The sequence below is a fragment of the Arthrobacter sp. 92 genome (assembly GCF_050260325.1).
Classification (GTDB): Bacteria; Actinomycetota; Actinomycetes; order Actinomycetales; family Micrococcaceae; genus Arthrobacter.
Genome location: NZ_CP189863.1, coordinates 3,819,789 through 3,835,084, shown reverse-complemented (window position 1 = coordinate 3,835,084; position 15,296 = coordinate 3,819,789). Strand labels below are relative to the sequence as shown.

The window sequence follows — 15,296 nt, the reverse complement described above, 5'->3', positions numbered from 1 at the left end:
AAGTCAGGTTTGTTCGATGTCGGTCTCAGCCGGAGCGCCGGGCGGGCGTTTAATGGGACTGTGCCTATTCTGAACAAAGACATGACCCTCTGCATCTCGCTCTCGGCCCGGCCGAGTAACAACGGGACCCGCTTCCACAACCACCTCTACGAGCAACTGGGGCTGAACTGGATCTACAAGGCCTTCGCCCCGACGGATTTGGGCCAGGCGATCGCCGGCATGCGCGGCCTGGGGATCAGGGGCTGTGCGGTATCCATGCCGTACAAGGAGGACGTCATTGCCCTCGTCGACGCCATGGACCCCTCGGCGAAGGCCATCGATTCGGTCAACACCATCGTCAACGACGCCGGCCGGCTTACCGCCTACAACACCGATTACACCGCGATCGAGCAGCTACTGCAGCGCAATGCGATCCCCAGCGACTACTCGGTGCTGCTCAAGGGTTCCGGCGGCATGGCGAAGGCGACCGCCGCCGCGCTGCGTGACGCCGGCTTCAGGGATGTGACCGTGATCGCGCGCAACGAGGAGTCCGGCCGGGCGCTCGCCGAGCTGTACGGCTTCAAGTGGCGCGCGGAACGTGAGGACAGCGCCGATCCTGATGCCGGCAAGGCCGACATGCTGATCAACGTCACGCCCGTGGGCATGGCCGGCGGCCCGGATGTGGACTCGTTGTCCTTTCCCCAGGAGTCCATCGAAGCCGCGAAGGTGGTCTTCGACGTCGTCGCGCTGCCGGCGGAGACCCCGCTGATCAAGGCGGCCAGGGCCGCCGGCAAAGCCGTCATCACCGGAGCCGAGGTGGCCACCATCCAGGCGCTGGAGCAGTTCGTCCTGTACACGGGGATCCGGCCCACCGACGAGCAGGTCCGTGCCGCGGAAGAGTTCATGCGCGCCCAATAAAGCCCGGTATTCGGCGAGAGCGCGGTATTCGCGCGGCCCCCGCCATTCCGCGGATCCCCGCTACCCGGCCCAATGGACCGGCTGCACCGGCTAGACCGGCTGTAGCGTCTGGACCGGCTGGACCGAGATGGCCACCCGGTCCTCGCCGATCCTGGTGAGGACCAGGGTGGCAGATTTTTTACTCTTGTTCTTCCCCGATTTCTTTCCTGCCGGCAGAAGCTGCTTGCGAAGCTCTTCCGGGGTCACGGAGGTGCCGCGCTTCTTGATCTCGAGCACGCCGATGCCGTTGTCCTTGACCCAGGCCTTGAGGGCCTTGACGTTGTACGGCATCACTTCCAGGATCCTGTAGGCCCGGGCGAACGGCGTATCCACCAGCTCCGGCGCGCAGATGTAGGCGATGTGTTCGTCCACCAGGTGGCCGCCCAGCTGGAGGGCGACGTCGGCCACCAGCCCGGCGCGGATGACGGCGCCGTCCGGTTCGTATAGGTAACCCTCCACCGGGCCCACGGGGGCCACCGGGCCGGCGTCGAAATCCTCCGCGCTGGTGATCTCCGCCGCCCCCTGGGGACCGAGCAGCAGTGCGGCCCGGCGGACGCCCGGGCGGCGGACGGCATTGAACCAGAGCGCCACCTCAGTGACGTCGCCGCCCACCGATACCCACTGGGCCTCGCAGCCCGCGGGAACCGAGTCGTGCGGCATGCCCGGGCCCATCTTGACCCCCACGGCGCGTCCGGACGCGGCCAGGGACTCAACGAAGGACAGCGGAGGCGAGAACTCCTCCGGGTCCCACAACCGCCGGGTCCCCGAGGTGGAAGTGGTGCGGCGGGCCGGATCCAGCCACACACCCTCCACACCGTCCAGGGGGACGGATGTGGCGTCGGAATGGACAACGCTGGCCTGGGGGAACGGAATGAGGTTCATGGTGGCGCAGGCGGCCGTGGTCTCGTCCATCTCCACCGCCGTCACTTTGAGGTCCATGGAGGCCATGGCCATCGCATCGGCCCCGAGACCGCAGCCAAGATCCGCCACATGGGCGATTCCGGCCGTCACAAACCGCTGGGCGTGCCTTGCAGCCACATTCAGCCTGGTGGCTTGTTCGAGTCCAGCCATGGTGAAGATCATCTGCCGGGCGAACTCACCAAACTTGGCCTCGGCCTTGGTCCGAAGCCTGGACTGGGTGAGGACGGCCGATACGAGTTCGGGGGAGTGGCCGGCTTTGCGCAGCTCGGCGTTAAGCCGGAAGGCCTCATCCTCCCGATAAGGGCCAAGGGAGGCCAGCAGCTCCCAGCCTTCGCTGGTCAGGAGAGGGGCGATCAGTTCCTGCGGTGCGTCAGCCATGACATCAAGCCTAATGGAGGAGCCGCACGGGCCGGGCGCCAGCTAGGGTTGAAGACATGGACGACAGCGCAGGGCCCCAGCCAGCCGGGAATGACCACCACGAGCACAAGGGCCTCGCCCGATATGCCAGGCCCGCACTTATTGCCGGCTGCACCATCGCCGTCGTGTGCGTGGCCCTGCTGGTCATCATCTTCGTCCTGGACTCGTTCAATGCGACCGTATATTCCGTGGGCGGCAAGAGCATCAGCGATGACACCGACGAGGCCCGCCAGATCCGGGACTCCTACGCCGCAGTGCGCACGGGCGGCATTGTGGGCCTCGTCGTTTCCCTCGTGGCGGCTGCAGCCGGGGCAGCGGTGCTTTACCGCAACCGCAACGCCGCCGGCGAGGATGAAACTGACGACGGCGACGACGTCGACTTCGACGACCTGGCCGGCAGTTAGCCCTTCAGGAGGCTGTTCAACTGTTCACCTGGGACGAAATGCTGGCACTCGCCTTGACCGAGTGCTAACTCCAACCTAGAGTCTTCATTAGCACTCTCCCTAGGAGGGTGCTAACACATGAAGAACCACCGCCAGCCTGCAGCCGGCACCGCGACGACGGTCTGCACGTTATGGCTTCACGGTTCTACTGTCCATGAACTTGCTGACGAAAAGGAGAGGTCATTGTCGGTCTCTATTAAGCCTCTTGAGGATCGTATTGTTGTCCGCCCGCTCGAAGCCGAGCAGACCACGGCTTCCGGCCTGGTCATCCCTGACTCCGCCCAGGAGAAGCCCCAGGAAGGCGAAGTTGTTGCAGTAGGCCCCGGCCGCTTTGACGACAACGGCAACCGCGTTCCGATCGATGTTGCCGTTGGCGACGTCGTTATCTACTCCAAGTACGGCGGAACTGAAGTCAAGACCGGCGGCACCGAATACCTCGTGCTGTCCGCCCGCGACGTTCTGGCGATCGTAGTTAAGTAACTCTTGGACCCCGCGCCGTTGATCCGTTCTCGAATGGGTCAGCTGCGCGGGGTTCTGTCTTGAAAGGACAAAACCATGGCAAAGCAGCTTGCGTTTAACGACGCTGCCCGCCGGTCGCTTGAAGCCGGCATCGATAAGCTCGCCAACACTGTCAAGGTGACGCTGGGCCCGCGTGGCCGCAACGTCGTGCTGGACAAGAAGTGGGGCGCTCCCACGATCACCAACGATGGCGTCACCATCGCCCGTGAGATCGAACTGGACGACCCCTACGAGAACCTTGGCGCGCAGCTTGCCAAGGAGGTTGCCACCAAGACCAACGACGTGGCAGGCGACGGCACCACCACCGCCACCGTGCTGGCACAGGCCCTCGTCAAGGAAGGCCTCCGCAACGTTGCGGCAGGCGCCGCTCCGGGCCAGATCAAGCGCGGCATCGAGGTCTCCGTCGAGGCAGTCGCCGCCCGGCTGCTCGAGAACGCCCGTCCGGTCGAGGGCACTCAGGTTGCGAACGTTGCAGCCATCTCCGCCCAGAGCGACGAAATCGGCGAGCTCCTGGCCGAGGCTTTCGGCAAGGTCGGCAAGGATGGTGTGATCACCATCGAGGAGTCCTCCACCACGCAGACCGAACTGGTCCTCACCGAGGGCATGCAGTTCGACAAGGGCTACCTCTCCCCGTACTTCGTCACCGACGCGGAACGCCAGGAAGCAGTCCTGGAGGACGCCCTGATCCTGATCAACCAGGGCAAGATCTCCTCCGTGCAGGAATTCCTGCCGCTGCTGGAGAAGGCGCTGCAGAGCTCCAAGCCGCTGTTCATCATTGCCGAGGACGTTGAGGGCGAGGCCCTGTCCACGCTGATCGTCAACCGCATCCGCGGCACCCTGAACGTGGTTGCCGTCAAGGCTCCGGGCTTCGGCGACCGCCGCAAGGCCATGCTGCAGGACATCGCAACCCTCACGGGCGCACAGGTTGTCTCCCCTGAACTGGGACTCAGCCTGGACACCGTTGGGCTCGAGGTGCTGGGCACGGCGCGCCGCATCACTGTCACCAAGGACCACACCACCATCGTTGACGGTGCCGGTTCGGCCGAGGACGTTGCGGCACGCGTTGCCCAGCTGCGCGCCGAGCTGACCCGTACTGACTCCGACTGGGACAAGGAAAAGCTTCAGGAACGCCTGGCCAAGCTGGCCGGCGGCATCGGCGTGATCAAGGTCGGCGCAGCCACCGAGGTTGAGCTGAAGGAAAAGAAGCACCGCATCGAGGACGCCGTGTCCTCCACCCGCGCTGCCCTCGAAGAAGGCATCGTTGCCGGCGGCGGTTCGGCCCTCATCCACGCCCTCAAGGCGCTGGACGAGGACCCCGCGGTCCAGGCACTTGACGGTGATGCGGCAGCAGCTGTGGGCATCGTGCGCCGTGCACTCGTCCAGCCGCTGCGCTGGATCGCGCAGAACGCTGGATTCGACGGTTACGTGGTTGCCGCCAAGGTCGCCGAGGCTGCGGTGAACCAGGGCTTCAACGCCAAGACCGGCGAGTACGAAGACCTCATCGCTGCCGGTGTCATCGACCCCGTCAAGGTGACGCGCGCTGCCCTTCGCAACGCCGCTTCCATCGCAGCGCTGGTTCTCACCACCGAGACCCTCGTTGTTGAGAAGCCGGCTGACGAGGATGAGCACGCAGGCCACAGGCACTAGCTTGCAGCCAACGCAGTAAAGGCCGGCCCGGCATCAGCTGGGCCGGCTTTTCTGTGCCCTCCTGCAACGGCCAGTGCCGCTCGGAAGCGGCCTAGCTCCACACCCGCGATGCCTGGTGGCGCAACGTGCGTGCCATGCCGTCAGGCAGCCGCCGGGTGATCACGCGATAAAACATCAGCACGGCCACGGCGGATGCCACAATACCGACGAGGTTCAGCAGCAGCTGCATGGCCGAGCCCGCCGCCTTCTGGTATTCGCCCAAGACCAGGGCCACGGCAACGAATCCGGCCGCCGGAACAGTGGTCACGGAAATGAAGACCCCGATCAGGGCGGCCGAGCGGCGGCTGATGACCGACAGCATGCCCGCGGCGCCCGCCAGCACGGCGACGATGAGGGAGTACGGACCGGGATGGTAGATGAACTCCACGGCGGAGCCGTTGTCCAGGGTGTCAGCGGGGAAGAGCCCCAGCGGCACCGACAGCCACGCAGTAAAAGCAGCCAAGAGCATGGCAACAGGAAAGCCGACACCCAGGGCCAACGCGGCGCTGCGGCCCAGCCGCCACTGGCGTCGGGCCAAAGCGACCGCCAGCGCGGCGAGCGGGCCGAACTCCGGGCCCACCGCCATGGCGCCCACGATCGCGATCGTTGAATCGGTAACGATGCCGATGGCCGCCAACTGGGTGGCCAGGACCAGAAAGGCCAGGTAGCTCCAGGTGAGCCGCGAATCCTCCCCGGTCTGCCGGGTCACCTCGTCCCAAACCATGGCATCGGCCCCGTCGCCGGGCGCAGCGGCCTCAGCCCGGTCCGCACGTTGGGAAAGCATCAGCTCCGGCGTTGTAATGGCCACCGAGCCCAGCTCCTCCACCTTCAGGGCATGGAGTTTCTCCAAGAGCTCCTCAACCGACTCCCGGGCGACGTGAGCCCAGACCACATCGCCGGGCGGCAACACGGACGCCCCGCGGTGCACCGCGACTTCCGCCGCGCCGGTTTGGGCCGTACAGCTTTCCACCACCAGGGCGGACAATTCCGCGGGTACACAAATGCGCAACTGAACAATCACGGCGGTTCCTCCTTAGGGTGTTCCAAGCCTAGTTTCCCCCGACCCAATCCAGCACCGGCCGCCGGAGAAGCCTTTGGCTGCCCTCAAGCCGGGATTCTGGAAACTCCCAGCTCCGCCTGCCTTAATGGAAAATGCAGCCATGTGTAGCCACATGGGCAATTGGCTATGAACATTACAGATCAGTAACATGGATGCTTTGGTTATCCGCTTGAGGGGTTTTCTTTGTCGATAGCGAGAGCCTTCGCCTCTCCACGCCGCATAGGCGATGGAATTCCAGCGAACCGGAAATCAAAGTTCCGTCCGGAAATCCAAGGACTGCGCTCACTCGCCGTGCTGATGGTGGTCACCTACCACGTGTGGTTCGGCCGGGTATCCGGCGGCGTCGATGTGTTCCTGCTGATCTCAGCCTTCCTGATGACGCTGCAGTTCGTGGGCCGCTACGATCAGCGCAGCCCAATGGCACTCCTGAAACACTGGCTTCACTTGTATCGGCGGCTCCTGCCTGCCGCTGCCACCGTCATCCTCGCAACGCTGGCTGCCAGCTATGTGGTGCTGCCGCGGACACGATGGCTGGATATCATCAGCCAGAGCTGGGCTTCGCTCTTTTACGCTGAGAACCGGCTGCTCCAATCACAGGCGGTGGACTACTACGCCACTGACCACAGCCTCGCCAGCCCCCTGCAGCACTTTTGGTCCTTGTCCATCCAAGGACAGGTGTTTATTCTTTGGCCGGTGATTTTCGCGGCCAGTGCCTTCGTGGCAAGGAAGTACAGGCTCCGGTACCGGTCCCTTCTGATGTACGTCTTCGGCGCGGTCTTCCTGATCTCCCTCATCTATTCGATCATTTTCACCGCAGCAAGCCAGGCCCAGGCCTACTTCGATACCGGGGCGAGGCTGTGGGAGTTTGCGCTGGGCACACTGGTTGCGCTGTTGTTGCCGGGCTTGCGGATCCCCAAGGCCGGCCGGGTGGTGCTTGGCTGGCTGGGCATAGCCTCCATGCTCAGCTGCGGCATCATCCTGAACGTTGAGACCGCGTTCCCCGGCTTCACGGCGCTGTGGCCCACGCTGGCGGCGGCCTGTGTGATTGCGGCCGGGCAGACGGGCAGCCGCTTCGGAGCGGACCGCATCCTGAGCAGCAAGCCGCTTGTTGGCCTGGGCGACAATTCCTATGCGCTCTACCTTTGGCACTGGCCCGTCCTGGTCCTCTCGCTGGCGTGGACGGGGAAGGAGCACGCAGGACCGCTATCCGGAGCCATCGTCATCGGCGCCTCGCTGGTGCTGGCCTACTTCACCACCAAGTACATTGAGAAACCCTGGCGGCAGTGGAAGTGGCCTGAGGTAAACCGGCGGCGCGCCGCGCTGTCCATCGCCCTGTGCCTGCTCGCGGTGGTGGTACCGCTGGGCGGCATTGAACTGCAGCGGAACCTGGCCACACAGGCCCTGGAAGCCGAGGCGGACAGAAACAACCCGGGAGCCCTGGCCCTGGTGCCCGGCTTTGTGAACCACGCCGATGCCAACGCCGCCATGCTGCCGCCGGCTGAACAGCTGCCCCAGGACTGGGCCGGATTGTCCGGCCCGTGCACCGGAAACCTGGAACCCGAAGAGATGCTTCAACCGGCCTGCAGCGAGGGCGAGGTACCTGCCAATTCGACCAAGACGGTCCTGGTGCTGGGCGATTCCCACGCCCAGCAGTGGCTCGCGGCAATTGGCGAGGTTGCCAAGCAAAAGGGCTGGATGGTCTACGCGATACTCGAAGGCGGCTGCAAAGTCACCCCCGCAGGAGGTGAAGCCACGCCGGACTGCGCCGCCTTCAACGAAGCGGTTCGCAATCACGTTGCGGCGCACCGGCCGGACGCCATTATGATGGTCGGCACCGAGGCCGCCCCCTCTTCGCCCTCTGAGACCCTGACGCCGGGTTTCGAGGATGTGGCCCGGTCCTGGACCGACCAGGGGATCGACGTCGTCGCCATCCGGGACAATCCGCGTTTCACCTTCAATATGGCCGATTGCGTGGTTACCAAGGGCGCGGAGAACCAGGAATGCCGCCCGCCGCAGGCCAGTTCGCTGGCTCCAGAGAGTCCGTTCGCGGCATTGCAGGGGAAAATAAGCCGTTTGTCCTTCGTGGACATGACCGACCTGATCTGTGACGGCACGAGCTGTCCGGGAGTGGTGGGCAATACGTTCGTCTACCTCGACGACAACCACCTCAGCCGGACCTACGTCGCCAGCATGTCTTCAGTCTTCGGCGAGAGGCTGATGACGGCCACCGGCTGGAAGGCTTCATGACCGCAGCGGCACCGCACAAGACACCAAACACAAGCAAAGCAGGCACGCCGGAGGAGTCGGCCGGCACGGGCTACCGCCCTGAGGTCCAGGGACTCCGCGCGCTCGCGGTGCTGATGGTGGTCACCTACCACGTTTGGCTGGGACGGGTGTCCGGGGGAGTGGACATCTTCCTCCTGATATCGGCGTTCCTGCTGACTCTTTCTTTTATGCGGAAGGTGGAAAGCGGCAAACCCCTCCGGCTGATCAGTCACTGGCTCCACCTGTTCAAACGGCTGTTGCCCGCTGCCGTGGTGGTGATCCTCGGCGTGCTCGTGGGCACGTGGGCCATCCTGCCGCAGAGCCGCTGGCCGGACGTGCTCGAGCAGGCCTGGGCCTCTCTGCTCTACCGGCAGAACTGGCTCCTGGCCGACTCCGCCGTGGACTACTACGCCCAGGACCACTCCGGGGCGAGCCCGCTGCAGCACTTCTGGTCGCTCTCCATCCAGGGGCAGGTCTTCATCCTGTGGCCCCTGGTGTTCGCCGGGGCCGCCCTGCTGCGGAAGGCGGTCCGTCGCTGGACGAGCATCAGTTACCGGCAGCTGGCGACCCTGGCCTTCGGTGCGATTTTCGTCGCGTCATTTATCTACTCGGTCGACCGGACGGCCACCAACCAGGCCTACGCGTACTTCGACACCCGGGCCCGCCTGTGGGAGTTCGCCTTGGGTTCCCTTCTGGCCCTCGCCCTGCCCTACCTGAAGCCGGGGAAAATCCTGCGCGTTGTGCTGGGCTGGGCCGGGGTGGCAGCAATGATCTCCTGCGGACTCCTCCTGACCGTGGACCGTTCCTTCCCTGGCTTTGTGGCGTTGTGGCCCACCCTGGCGGCTGCGGCAATCATCGTTGCCGGTCAGAGCGGCAGCAGGTTCGGCGCTGACCGCCTGCTGACCTGGAAGCCGCTCGTTGCGCTCGGGGACAACTCGTACGCCCTCTATTTGTGGCATTGGCCGCTCCTGGTCCTGGCCCTGGCCGGGGCCGGGATCGCGGCTCCCAGCCTCGGCCAGGGCCTTGGGATCGTGGCCATCTCCGTGGTCCTCGCCGTCCTGACCACCCGCTACGTTGAAAAGCCCCTGCGCGAATGGCACTGGCCCCAACGGGGGGTCTGGCGCACCGCCGTCGTGATTGTGGCCTGCGGTGCGGTGCTCGCCGGACCGGTCGCGGTGTGGCAGAGCCAGATCTCCGCAGAGGAAGCCGCCGCTGCGGCGCAGCCCCGGGACCTGACGCCGGGCGCGGCGGCCCTGACGCCGGAGAATGCCGGCAAGCCGACCCCCGATGCGAAGATCATTCCCGCGCCGGCCGCGATGAAAAACGAGTGGGCGGACATCGACGGGCTCTGCACTGAGGGCAACGTGCCGAACGACCCGCTGCTGTCCGGTTGCCTGCAGAACAGCAAGCCGGAGACTGTCACCAAGCGGATCGTGGTGCTGGGTGATTCCCACGCACAGCAGTACATGGCGGCGCTGGGTCCCATCGCCAAGCGACACGGCTGGGAGGTGGTGACCCTGCTTCGGGGCAACTGCCGTTTCGGCGCCGAGACAGCCGAACGCGACGGCGAGTGCAACGCCTTTAACAAGGCCAGCGCCGACTACGTGCTCAGGCATAAGCCCGATGCCGTGTTTACCGTTGCGTCCCTCACGCACAAGGAAGCACCCTTTGAGACCGAGGTGCCCGGCTACCTTGACGGCATCAGGCCGTTCACCGACGCCGGCATGGACGTAGTTGGAATCCGGGACAACCCCCGTTTTGACGTGAACATGCCCGAATGTGTCCAGACGAAGGGCGCCGGCGCTCCCGAGTGCAACCCGCCGTTGAACGAGTCGCTCGCGGAATCGTCCCCGCTGGACCAGTACCGGGGCAAGGTGGCGGGCCTGCACCTCATGGACCTCAGCGACTTCATATGCGCCGGGGGCAGCTGTCCCGCAGTGGTGGGAAATGTCTATGTCTACAAGGACGACAACCACCTCACCAAGACGTACGTGCAGAGCATGATCCCCATGTTCGAAAAACGACTGCTGGCCGCCACTGGGTGGACCTAACGCAACAGCGCCCCGCCGCGTGCCCTTCCTCACATTGCCGCTCCGGAATATGGGGATCGCCGCCGAGGTTCTAGAATTTATCTAACACTTCAGCATCAAACTCTGCACAGGCCAGACCCGTAATTACGGGCTGGTCATCAGTTGCAACCCCTACCCGTGGAACTTGAGAAATTAAGGTAAGAGGCGCACTCATGACCCAGCCCGAGCACAATCCCTTCGGCTTCATCGGCCTGACCTACGACGACGTCCTGCTCCTGCCCGGACACACGAACGTCATCCCCTCCGAGGCCGACACCTCCTCGCGCATTTCCAAGCGCATCACCGTCCAGACCCCCCTGCTCTCCGCGGCGATGGACACCGTGACCGAGTCCCGGATGGCCATCGCGATGGCCCGCCAGGGCGGCCTGGGCGTGGTGCACCGCAACCTGTCCATCCAGGACCAGGCCGACCAGGTGGACCGCGTGAAGCGCAGCGAGTCCGGGATGATCACCAACCCCTTGACCATCGGGCCGGAAGCGACGCTGGCTGAACTGGACGAGATCTGCTCGCATTACCGCGTCTCCGGCCTGCCGGTGGTGGACGAGGGCATGCGGCTGCTGGGCATCGTCACCAACCGCGACACCCGCTTCGTGCCGGAAGCGGATTTCCCGATCCGCCTGGTCAGCGACGTCATGACCAAGATGCCTCTGGTCACCGGCCATGTAGGCATCAGCCGCGAGGAAGCCTCGCACAAGCTCGCCACCAACAAGATCGAAAAGCTTCCGCTGGTTGACGAACAGGGCCGCCTCAAGGGCCTCATCACCACCAAGGACTTCACCAAGGCCGAGCAGTACCCGCTGGCCACCAAGGACGATGAGGGCCGCCTGCGGGTCGGGGCCGCCATCGGATTCTTTGGCGACGGCTGGGAGCGGGCCATGTCCCTCATCGACGCCGGTGTGGACGCACTTTTCGTGGACACGGCCAACGGCCACTCCCAGGGTGTCCTGGACATGATCCGCCGCCTGAAGTCCGACCCCGTGGCCGCCCACGTGGACATCATCGGCGGTCAGGCCGCCACCCGCGAAGGCGCCCAGGCACTGATCGACGCCGGGGCCGACGGCATCAAAGTCGGTGTGGGCCCGGGCTCCATCTGCACCACCCGCGTGGTGGCCGGAGTGGGCGTTCCGCAGATCACCGCCATCTACGAATCCGCCAAGGCCGCCATTCCGGCCGGCGTTCCGCTGATCGCCGACGGCGGGCTGCAGTACTCGGGCGACATCGGCAAGGCCCTGGTCGCCGGTGCGGACACCGTGATGCTTGGATCGCTGCTGGCCGGCTGCGACGAGTCCCCGGGCGACCTGATCTTCGTCAACGGCAAGCAGTTCAAGCTTTACCGCGGCATGGGCTCCCTCGGGGCCATGCAGACCCGCGGCAAGAACACCTCCTACTCCAAGGACCGCTACTTCCAGGCAGACGTCTCCGGCGACGACAAGCTGATCCCGGAAGGCATCGAGGGCCGGGTGGCTTACCGCGGACCGCTGGCCTCGGTGGCCTACCAGCTGGTGGGCGGACTCCGCCAGACGATGTTCTACACCGGAGCCCCGACAGTTGCCGAGCTCAAGGCCCGCGGCAAGTTCGTCCGGATCACGCCGGCCGGCCTCAAGGAATCGCACCCGCACGACATCCAGATGACGGTGGAAGCGCCGAACTACGGTTCGCGCTAAACACTCAGGCATGACGATAGACGGACCATGGGACTCTCCCATGGTCCGTTTGCGTTGGGCGCGGTTTGCGTTCGGACCCGGCCGTCGTCGTTCGTTTCGCAACTAGGCTGGAGCCATGTCCCAACCACGCCACCCCGCCGAACTGAGTCCCAAACGGGAACCCCCGCGGAGGCTTGCCCTGAAGCCCTACGCCCGGGCGGTGGCGCAGGTGCTGCGGGTCAGTTTCCGCGCCTCGCCGGCGGCCGTGGTCATGAAGGTGGTGGGCTCCCTGATCTCGGCACTGCTGCCCCTCGTGACCACGTACTTCGCCGCGCTGACCACCACCGCGCTTGCGGCCGCCTATGCCGGCAACGCGGCCGCCGGCCAACAGGCCATTGTCTACGTGATCATTACCGCCGCGCTGGGGCTCTTTTGGGGATCCTTCAGCAGCGTGGACCGGTATATCCAGCAGCTGATGAGCTTCCGGGTGGGCGCGATCGTGGGCGATCTGATGTATGAGCGGTTCCTTGCACTGGACTTCTGGCGTTATGACGACAAGGAAACGGTTGACCTCTATGACCGTGCCAAGCGCTTCTCCGATTCCTACGCCCGGGTCCTGGACCGCATCGCCGCCATCTTCACCCAGCTGGTGTCCGTCCTTCTGGCTATCGGTGCACTGCTGCTGGTGTCCTGGTGGATTGCGGTGATCGTCCTGGTGGCGATCGTGCCCAGCGTCTACCTGCAGTTCAAACTCTCCCGTGAACAGATCGCGCACTGGAACACCCAGGTCGACTCGCGGCGGCAGCGGCGGATGATCGAAACCAACCTCCTGAGGCCCCAGCACATCGCCGAAATGCGGCTTTACGGAATCGTGGGGTACCTGATGGGCCTGCGCTCCCGGCTGCGGGACGAGGACGAAAAGCGCCGCCTGGACTTCCAGAAGCGCTACATCCCCAAGCAGCTAGCCGCCGACGCCCTGCAGTACGGCGCCGAAGTGGTGTCCCTGATCTGGGTGGTGGGCCAGATCATTTCCCGGGCCCAGCCGGTGGGGCAGTTCCTGTACATCCAGCAGATCGTCAGCCGCGCCCTGTCGACGGCCAACAGCCTCGTCTCCTCCCTCAGCTCCATCGATGAGGATCTGGCGAACCTCAAGGACTACGAGCTCTTCATGGCCCTCCCCGTGCGCTCCGAGCACGCCCCGCCCCTCGCGCGGGCCCCCGAAACCGTGGAACTCCGGGATGTCCGGTTCACGTACACCGGCAGCGAGCTCGAGGTCATCAAGGGGATCTCCCTGACCATCAGGGAGGGCCAGCACATCGCCATCGTGGGGGAGAACGGCGCGGGAAAGTCCACCCTGATCCGCATCCTCGCCGGGCTTTACCGGCCCGATTCGGGGCAGGTACTGCTCGACGGGGTGGACCTCGCCGCCGTCGAGGTGAAGTCCTGGCACCGCCATTTGGCGGTGCTCAGCCAGGAGTTCCTCAAGTACGAGTTCGCCACGGCCGCGGAGAACATCTTCTTCGGCGACGTCGACTCGCCCCGCGACGATGACCGGATCCGCAGGGCCGCCTCCGACGCGGAGGCGCTGGAGTTCATTAACAAACTCCCGAACGGCCTGGACAACCACGTGAGCAACTGGATGGAGGATCCGCGCGGACGCAAGGGGAGCGGCCTCTCCGGCGGCCAATGGCAGCGCCTGGCGATGGCCCGCAACTTCTACCGCGACGCCGCATTCATGGTGATGGACGAGCCCACGTCGGCCATAGACGCCTTGGCTGAACACCGGATCTTCACCCGGCTGTTCGCGGACCGGAGCAGCACCATCATTGCCATCAGCCACAGGCTCGCAACCATCGAAAAAGCCGACGTGGTCTACATGCTGGAGGACGGCCGCATAGTGGAACAGGGTACCCATAAGGAACTGGTGGAGCTCCGCGGCCGCTACTACCGGATGTTCGAATCGCAGCTCAGCGCCGAGGTTTAGCGGCCACGTTTGGCGCCCTCACCGGTGCCCGCCGCTGGACATGTCCTCCGCCCACCCCGGCCACTGGACATCATCCCCATATGCCCACTCCTGGGCGCAAACGTGGGGCATGTCCGAGCGGGACGCGGGGGAGTCGCCAGCCCTACGTGGCGCCGTCAAGTAAAGTGGTCACGTGACTTATGAGATTGAGATTGGCCGTGGCAAGCGTGGGCGTCGTGCCTACTCCCTGGATGACATCGCGATCGTCCCCAACCGTCGTACGCGTGACCCCAAGGACGTCTCGGTCTCGTGGCAGATCGATGCCTACAAGTTCGACATGCCAGTCATCGCCGCACCCATGGACTCCGCCATGTCGCCGGAGACCGCTATCGCACTGGGGCGCCTCGGCGGCCTCGGAGTGCTGGACCTTGAGGGCCTCTGGACCCGCTACGAGGACCCCCAGTCCGTGCTGGACCAGATTGCCGGGTTGGAGGACGAGAGCAACAGCCCTGCCGTCACCCGGCGGATGCAGGAGCTGTACCAGGCTCCCATCCAGCCTGAACTCATCACGTCCCGCCTGGCTGAAATCCGGGCCGCGGGCATCACGGTGGCCGGCTCGCTGACGCCGCAGCGCACGCAGGAGCACTACAAGACCGTCGTCGCTGCGGGCGTCGACATCTTCGTGATCCGCGGAACCACCGTCTCGGCCGAGCACGTCTCCAAGGACCACGAGCCGCTGAACCTCAAGCAGTTCATCTACGAGCTGGACGTTCCCGTGATCGTCGGCGGCGCCGCGGGCTACACCCCGGCCCTGCACCTCATGCGCACCGGCGCGGCCGGTGTGCTGGTCGGCTTCGGCGGCGGCGCAACCACCACCACCCGCCGTGCCCTGGGGATCCACTCGCCCATGGCCTCGGCCATCTCCGACGTCGCGGCCGCCCGCCGCGACTACATGGATGAGTCCGGCGGACGGTATGTTCACGTGATCGCCGACGGCGGTATGGGCTCCTCGGGCGATATCGTCAAGGCAATTGCCATGGGCGCGGACGCCGTGATGCTGGGCAGCGCCCTGGCCCGCGCCGAGGAAGCTCCCGGCAGGGGCTGGCACTGGGGCCAGGAGGCCCACCACCTTGAGCTTCCCCGCGGTGACAGGGTCAACGTGGGAACCGTCGGTCCTTTGGAGGAGGTCCTTTTCGGCCCGGGCCACCACACCAACGGAACGTCAAACCTGATCGGCGCCCTGCGCCGGTCAATGGCCACCACAGGCTATTCGGACCTGAAGGAATTCCAGCGCGTCGACGTCGTTGTGTCCCCTTACGCGGGAAACTAAAAGGCAAAGGCCGGTCCCGGAGG

General features: G+C 65.2%; 11 protein-coding genes. 9 read left to right on the top strand and 2 right to left on the bottom strand.

What is annotated here, in order from left to right; translation table 11 throughout:
- Window positions 1–60 precede the first annotated feature (60 nt).
- Entirely contained in the window at window positions 61–897 is an 837-nt protein-coding gene (locus ACP4XC_RS17740) for a shikimate 5-dehydrogenase (protein WP_427171961.1), read from the top strand.
- A 90-nt stretch (window positions 898–987) separates the two neighbouring features.
- Here ACP4XC_RS17740 and ACP4XC_RS17735 read toward each other — a convergent pair whose 3' ends face one another.
- Window positions 988–2,235, bottom strand: a complete 1,248-nt coding sequence (locus ACP4XC_RS17735) for a THUMP-like domain-containing protein (RefSeq protein ID WP_427171959.1) — start codon at window positions 2,233–2,235, stop codon at window positions 988–990.
- A gap of 56 nt (window positions 2,236–2,291) precedes the next feature.
- Between ACP4XC_RS17735 and ACP4XC_RS17730 the strand changes: the two genes are divergently transcribed.
- From ACP4XC_RS17730 to groL, 3 genes are all read left to right on the top strand, one after another.
- Window positions 2,292–2,678 carry a hypothetical protein gene (locus ACP4XC_RS17730; RefSeq protein WP_427171957.1) on the top strand — a complete coding sequence of 129 codons (387 nt, stop codon included), beginning with the start codon at window positions 2,292–2,294 and terminating at the stop codon, window positions 2,676–2,678.
- A 222-nt stretch (window positions 2,679–2,900) separates the two neighbouring features.
- Window positions 2,901–3,197 (top strand): co-chaperone GroES, encoded by a 297-nt coding sequence (gene groES / locus ACP4XC_RS17725; RefSeq protein WP_018773735.1) that lies wholly within the window; start codon window positions 2,901–2,903, stop codon window positions 3,195–3,197.
- A gap of 75 nt (window positions 3,198–3,272) precedes the next feature.
- Window positions 3,273–4,883: a chaperonin GroEL gene (gene groL / locus ACP4XC_RS17720; protein ID WP_427171955.1), complete on the top strand. Its 1,611-nt coding sequence runs from the start codon at window positions 3,273–3,275 to the stop codon at window positions 4,881–4,883.
- Between the two features lie 91 nt (window positions 4,884–4,974).
- On the opposite strand, the gene ACP4XC_RS17715 is transcribed toward groL, so the two are convergent.
- The gene (locus ACP4XC_RS17715) at window positions 4,975–5,943 is read right to left on the bottom strand and encodes a DUF389 domain-containing protein (RefSeq protein ID WP_427171953.1); all 969 of its coding nucleotides are present in this window, start codon (window positions 5,941–5,943) and stop codon (window positions 4,975–4,977) included.
- Window positions 5,944–6,165: 222 nt separating this feature from the next.
- Between ACP4XC_RS17715 and ACP4XC_RS17710 the strand changes: the two genes are divergently transcribed.
- The 5 genes from ACP4XC_RS17710 to ACP4XC_RS17690 all read left to right on the top strand — a co-directional run bounded on the left by ACP4XC_RS17710 (window position 6,166) and on the right by ACP4XC_RS17690 (window position 15,273).
- A complete protein-coding gene (locus ACP4XC_RS17710; RefSeq protein WP_427171951.1) occupies window positions 6,166–8,229 on the top strand; it encodes an acyltransferase family protein in 2,064 nt (687 codons plus the stop codon).
- On the top strand, window positions 8,226–10,298 hold the full coding sequence (locus ACP4XC_RS17705) for an acyltransferase family protein (RefSeq protein ID WP_427171949.1): 2,073 nt from the start codon (window positions 8,226–8,228) through the stop codon (window positions 10,296–10,298). Before ACP4XC_RS17710 ends, ACP4XC_RS17705 begins: the two co-directional genes overlap by 4 nt.
- A gap of 191 nt (window positions 10,299–10,489) precedes the next feature.
- The gene (gene guaB, locus ACP4XC_RS17700) at window positions 10,490–12,001 is read left to right on the top strand and encodes an IMP dehydrogenase (RefSeq protein ID WP_427171947.1); all 1,512 of its coding nucleotides are present in this window, start codon (window positions 10,490–10,492) and stop codon (window positions 11,999–12,001) included.
- 115 nt (window positions 12,002–12,116) lie between these two features.
- Window positions 12,117–13,964: an ABC transporter ATP-binding protein gene (locus ACP4XC_RS17695; RefSeq protein WP_427171945.1), complete on the top strand. Its 1,848-nt coding sequence runs from the start codon at window positions 12,117–12,119 to the stop codon at window positions 13,962–13,964.
- 172 nt (window positions 13,965–14,136) lie between these two features.
- Window positions 14,137–15,273, top strand: coding sequence for a GuaB3 family IMP dehydrogenase-related protein (locus tag ACP4XC_RS17690; RefSeq protein ID WP_427171943.1), 1,137 nt, complete (start codon window positions 14,137–14,139; stop codon window positions 15,271–15,273).
- The last annotated feature ends 23 nt before the right edge of the window (window positions 15,274–15,296 follow it).

What these genes read in the sequence shown, in the direction of transcription:
- ACP4XC_RS17730 (WP_427171957.1), top strand. Translation starts at nt 2,292, where the DNA reads ATGGACGACAGCGCAGGGCCCCAGCCAGCCGGGAATGACCACCACGAG.
- ACP4XC_RS17735 (WP_427171959.1), bottom strand. Translation starts at nt 2,235, where the DNA reads ATGGCTGACGCACCGCAGGAACTGATCGCCCCTCTCCTGACCAGCGAA.
- ACP4XC_RS17705 (WP_427171949.1), top strand. Translation starts at nt 8,226, where the DNA reads ATGACCGCAGCGGCACCGCACAAGACACCAAACACAAGCAAAGCAGGC.
- guaB (WP_427171947.1), top strand. Translation starts at nt 10,490, where the DNA reads ATGACCCAGCCCGAGCACAATCCCTTCGGCTTCATCGGCCTGACCTAC.
- groL (WP_427171955.1), top strand. Translation starts at nt 3,273, where the DNA reads ATGGCAAAGCAGCTTGCGTTTAACGACGCTGCCCGCCGGTCGCTTGAA.
- ACP4XC_RS17695 (WP_427171945.1), top strand. Translation starts at nt 12,117, where the DNA reads ATGTCCCAACCACGCCACCCCGCCGAACTGAGTCCCAAACGGGAACCC.